The sequence below is a fragment of the Candidatus Thermoplasmatota archaeon genome, assembly GCA_030018475.1.
GTDB lineage: Archaea > Thermoplasmatota > JASEFT01 > JASEFT01 > JASEFT01 > JASEFT01.
This window is the reverse complement of the sequence record JASEFT010000015.1, coordinates 1-4894: the sequence shown is the minus strand read 5'-3', so window position 1 is coordinate 4894 and position 4894 is coordinate 1. Positions and strand designations below refer to the sequence as shown.

The 4894-nt window shown below is 41.1% G+C and carries 5 protein-coding genes; 1 reads left to right on the top strand and 4 read right to left on the bottom strand.

Annotation, left to right across the window (positions count from 1 at the left end; genetic code table 11):
• Together QMD21_03205 and QMD21_03200 are read right to left on the bottom strand one after the other, a co-directional pair.
• Nucleotides 1-1047: 3-hydroxyacyl-CoA dehydrogenase NAD-binding domain-containing protein (locus tag QMD21_03205; protein MDI6855777.1), on the bottom strand; the 1047-nt coding region annotated here is incomplete at its 3' end.
• A gap of 13 nt (nucleotides 1048-1060) precedes the next feature.
• Nucleotides 1061-2086: a zinc-binding dehydrogenase gene (locus QMD21_03200; GenBank protein ID MDI6855776.1), complete on the bottom strand. Its 1026-nt coding sequence runs from the start codon at nucleotides 2084-2086 to the stop codon at nucleotides 1061-1063.
• A gap of 106 nt (nucleotides 2087-2192) precedes the next feature.
• On the opposite strand from QMD21_03200, the gene QMD21_03195 reads away from it, so the two are divergent.
• The gene (locus tag QMD21_03195; protein MDI6855775.1) at nucleotides 2193-3128 is read left to right on the top strand and encodes an enoyl-CoA hydratase-related protein; all 936 of its coding nucleotides are present in this window, start codon (nucleotides 2193-2195) and stop codon (nucleotides 3126-3128) included.
• Nucleotides 3129-3226: 98 nt separating this feature from the next.
• Here the strand turns inward: QMD21_03195 and QMD21_03190 are convergent, their stop codons facing one another.
• Together QMD21_03190 and QMD21_03185 are read right to left on the bottom strand one after the other, a co-directional pair.
• The gene (locus tag QMD21_03190) at nucleotides 3227-3634 is read right to left on the bottom strand and encodes a Zn-ribbon domain-containing OB-fold protein (protein ID MDI6855774.1); all 408 of its coding nucleotides are present in this window, start codon (nucleotides 3632-3634) and stop codon (nucleotides 3227-3229) included.
• A gap of 4 nt (nucleotides 3635-3638) precedes the next feature.
• Complete coding sequence (locus QMD21_03185; GenBank protein ID MDI6855773.1) at nucleotides 3639-4787, bottom strand: thiolase domain-containing protein; 1149 nt, start codon at nucleotides 4785-4787, stop codon at nucleotides 3639-3641.
• Nucleotides 4788-4894 lie beyond the last annotated feature (107 nt).

Sequence of the window (4894 nt, the reverse complement as noted above, 5' to 3'; positions counted from 1 at the left end):
CGCAAATTCAACTGCAAGTTCGTATGCAGTCTGTATTCCAATCGAATTCATCATTGTGAAAGGGCCTGCCTTCCATCGCAGCCCAACAGTTGCACCCCTGTCAATATCCTCTCTAGTTGCAATTCCTTCGTCCGCAATCTGGCAAACAATATTAAAAATCAAGCCTAGAAATCTCTTCTTTATTATTTCAACTTGCGCTTCGTTTATATCGCCTTCCAAATTCCATTTTTGATTTGATTCAAATTGCATTCTCAGTGCTTTGGCTGGCTTATAAAACTCGCCTAGAGCTTTGTACAGAGCTTCTTCGGAATGATATGCAATCGCTACCCCTGTAGCATTCATTAACTCGAACGGCCCAAGTTTTATTCCAAACACTTCTTTCGCAGCATGCTCTATCGTAGGAATATTTGAGATTCCTTCTCCTAAAATTTTACAAGATTCGTTTAGAAACGGTACGAAAAAGCGATTCACTGCAAAACCAGGCGCGTCTTTCGCTCTGATAGGTATTTTGCCTAGTTTCCAGCACAATTCTAAGGCTGTTTCAAGTGTCTCTACAGAAGTTCTTTCGCCAGGAATAACTTCAATTAGTTTATTAATTGCTGCGGGATAGAAAAAATGCAACCCTATAACTTTGTCTTCTCGAGCCGTTACTTTCGCCATTTCGGTAATGCTTAATGTTGAGGTATTTGTAGCAAAAATTACAGATTCGTTGCAAACTGCACTCATCTTTCTGAACAATTCTTTCTTTGCAGCTATATCTTCAAAAATTGCTTCTATTATTAAGTTTGAATCTTTAACTGCGGTATTCAAATCGGTCGTAACAGAGATATTTTCTAGAATATTTTGCATCTTTTGCTCTGTTAGCTTGCCGCGCTTTATACTATCTTCAAGCGCTACTTTGATTCTTTCAACTGCTTTTTTCACAAATTCTTCTTTGATATCCATCATAGAGACTCTTAAGCCAGCTTGAGCGCAACTCTGCGCTATACCGGCACCCATAGTTCCTGCCCCAACAACGCATATCTTCTTAATATCGCTAATTCTCATATCGAGCTCCACGCTAAGGAATTGCTATTGCCCTGATAAGTGTTGGCTCGCTGCGCTCTAGCAGTTCAAACCCTTTATTTATTTCTGTAAGCTCGAATTTGTGTGATACAAGTTCTTTCACTTTGATTTTGCCGTACTTAATCATATCGATTAGCTTTGGGTAATCTTGCAGCCCGCAACCCAGCGAGCCTATAATCTCTATTTCCCTAAACATTAATCTAGCAGCGTTAATTACAATATCTTTATCTGTATAACCAACGACTACTACGCGCCCGCCCCATCTTACGGAGTTATACGCATGCTGAATTGTCTCTGGATTGCCAATAGCCTCTATTGCTATATCTATACCTCTTTCACTTATTTTTCTAAGCTTTTTAGGTAGATCGCTTTCCTTGCGCGCATTAATTGTTTCTACAGCGCCGAACTTTTTTGCCAATTGTAGCTTTTCATCAAATACATCTATCGCAATAACGCTCGCTCCAACTGCACTTGCCATTTGAACAGTCGCTAATCCTATGCCGCCGCAACCGAATACAGCTACAGTATCGCCAGCCTTAACCTGCGCTCTGGTTATTACTGCATGATAAGGTGTAGAGAGAGCATCTGAAATGATACAGCCTTCCTGTAATGGAATTTCATCTGGAAGATGGAATATATCGCTTGCCGGTACAGCTATATACTCTGCGAAGCCACCATCCCTGTGATTCCCGACCATTATCTGATTTGTACAAATTGTGCCCCTACCGATTCTGCAAAAGAAACACTTTCCACAAGCAAAAACCGGCGGAATAAGCACCTTGTCACCTTTACTAAAATTCTTTACATTTTCGCCTACACTTTCAACGATACCGCTTATCTCATGTCCTAAGATTATCGGCGGTTTTTTAAACGTCGGCGTCCCATGTAAATAATGCAAATCAGTTCTACATAAGCCTGTAGCAGCTACCCTTACCAGTAGCTCGTTATTAGAATATGTTGGTATAGGCACTTCTTCTATTTTTAATCCCTGCTCCTTTCCATAGAATACTGCCGCTTTCATAGTCTGTAAAAAGCTCTCGAAGTATATAATTTTATTTTTGGAAGAGCTCAAACCCCAATAACGTATATATATCCACGAATCTTTTACTAGATTGGGTGGAAGAAGCATGGAGAAAGTTGAGCATAAGTTTGAAGAAATAATCTATGATGTGAAAGACTGGGTGGCAAGAATAACAATAAATAGACCGAAAGTTTACAACGCCTACAGTCTTAAAACTTTAAAGGAGATTTGTGAAGCGCTCCACAATGTTGTATGGGATGGTAAAATTGCAGTTGCAGTAATAACAGGCGTTGGTGATAAGGCATTTTGTACGGGTGGAGATGCCAACGAATACGCAACAGAGTACCCTAAAAAGCCACATGGCTTTTGGCAATGGTGGGAATTTTACGAGCGCATGCTTTACCTTATAAGAAACTGCGGTAAGCCTGTGCTCGCCAGAATAAATGGTGTTGTTGCAGGCGGTGGCAACGAAATAAATTTAGCTTGCGATCTTTCAATAGCTGCTGAGCATGCGCGCTTCATTCAGCCCGGTACCAGAGTAGGTAGTGTATCTGCAGGTGGTGCAACCCAGTGGCTACCTTTGGCTATAGGTGAGAAGCGCTCAAGATGGATGGTAATGGTTGGCGATGAAATTGACGCTAAAACTGCATTAGAATGGGGCTTGGTAAATAAAGTTGTACCTTATGAAAAGCTTGATGAAGAAATAGCTCAGGTATGCAATAAATTAATAAATAAAATGCCTGATTGCTTAAGATATACAAAAGTCCAATCTAATTTCTGGGGTGATTTGGCTTGGACTACATTGGCACATGCACGCGATTGGCTCACTATTCATTATGCTACCGAAGAACCTCTTGAAGGATTTAGTGCGTTTTTAGAGAAGCGCCAGCCTAATTTTAAAAAATTTAGAGAGCTTGCAGCGGAAGGCAAAGCTTATGAATACAAATGGGGCGCGCCCATAGTTACATGCCCAGAATGTAAGACAAAGAATCTTCCTGAGAGCTTTAAATACTGCGGTAACTGCGGCGCTAAACTGAGATGATTACGAAAATGAGCCAATCGTTCAGAAACCTGTAGAAGAATTCAACGGCTCCCAAACTATCCAGTTTTTGTCCAAGTAGCTTGGTTATTTGATAACTGTCACCGTTTTAGACTATATACAATTCTATCTTCTGGAAGCTGTTCTACTACAATTCTAAGTTTCATACCGATTTCCAAATTCTCTTCTTTAATACCTCCAAGCCATGCCAGCAGTTTACCGCCTTCCTCAAGCTCTGCAACAGCAATTGTATATGGAACAAAATTTTCAAAACCGGCTGGAGCTACGTGTACAGTAGTATAAGTAAGTAGGGTGCATTTGCCACTTAATTCAATCCATTCCATCTCGGTTGACATACATTTAAAACAATCAGCTTTCGGCGGAAAATAAACTGAGGAGCATTTTTTACATTTAGTTGCTTTGAGCTTGCCATTCTTCAAATGCTCTACAAACTCTGAAACTTTTGTGAAAGGGACAAAACTTAGTCTTCCAAATTTTTCAAATACCATCTTCTTATCTTCTGTAAATTGTTACGAAGCAATATTGTCCTATGCCACCTACATTATGAGTTAGCCCTATTTCAGCATTTTTTACTTGTCTATTACCAGCTTCGCCTCTGAGCTGCTTTGTAATTTCTACAGCCATTGAGACGCCAGTAGCGCCTACCGGATGACCTTTTGCTTTCAAACCGCCATCTAAATTCACAGGTATTTTGCCACCTAGATAGGTCTGCTTCTCCTCTATCAATTTACCACTTTTACCTTTATCGCAAAATCCAAGATCTTCATAAGCTAGGAGCTCGGCTATTGTAAAGCAGTCATGAACCTCAGCGACATCCAGATCTTTAGGACTGATGCGCGCTTGTTTATATGCCTGTCTTGAAGCCTCAACAGTGCTAGAAAGGCTTGTAAACGAGTCTCTCCTAAGAATGGATGTGGAAGCAGAGGCGCAGCCCTGTCCTACTATCCAGACAGGCGTATCTGTAATCTTTTTCGCTCTAGTTTCGTTTGCCAAAATAACACATGCAGCGCCATCAGCGTTAGAGCAACAATCGTATAATTTGAGAGGCGAGGCAATGAGCTTTGAGCCAAGAGCCTTTTCTAGAGTTATTTCTTTTTGAAACATTGCGTTTGGATTCATAGCGCCGTAATAATGGTTTTTTACAGCTACCATTGCGAGCTGCTCTTCAGTGGTACCGTACTTTTTCATATGGGCTGTTGCATATAGCGCATAGTAGCTTGGAAAAGCAGTTCCAAAATTCGATTCCCATTTCACATCGCCTACTCTACCCATTAAAGCCAGTATCTCAGCTGTACTCAATTCTAGCATTTTCTGAGAGCCGAGCACTGCGACAACGTCATGCATGCCTGATTTTATCATTGAGTAAGCTGTTCTTAGCCCTGCGCTACCTGAAGCGCAAGCAGCTTCTACCAGATACGTTGGCTGGGGATTGAGGCCGAGATATTCTGCTATCACGCCAGCTAAGGAGCGCTGCTTGTGATATTCTGGCGAAGAGCATATCACGGAAGCATTTATTTCGCTATTAGTGAGTTTTGCATCATCTAGCGCTTGCTTGTACGATTCGAAAGCCAGTTCCTCTACAGAAGCATCGTTTCTATTTCCAAATTTCCCATGACCAACGCCTACAATTCCAACTTCCATATTAATCAGTAGGTTGCAAAATTGTTCTTTGAGTAGATAAATATTCTGAAAGTGTAAAGTAAAGCAACATTTGCAACGTTTTTATAAGCTGAAGGGGCGCTTCACCC

Bases quoted from the DNA above. Each gene is read 5' to 3' on its own strand.
- QMD21_03200 (MDI6855776.1), bottom strand. From the start codon at position 2,086: ATGAAAGCGGCAGTATTCTATGGAAAGGAGCAGGGATTAAAAATAGAA.
- QMD21_03195 (MDI6855775.1), top strand. From the start codon at position 2,193: ATGGAGAAAGTTGAGCATAAGTTTGAAGAAATAATCTATGATGTGAAA.
- QMD21_03190 (MDI6855774.1), bottom strand. From the start codon at position 3,634: ATGGTATTTGAAAAATTTGGAAGACTAAGTTTTGTCCCTTTCACAAAA.
- QMD21_03185 (MDI6855773.1), bottom strand. From the start codon at position 4,787: ATGGAAGTTGGAATTGTAGGCGTTGGTCATGGGAAATTTGGAAATAGA.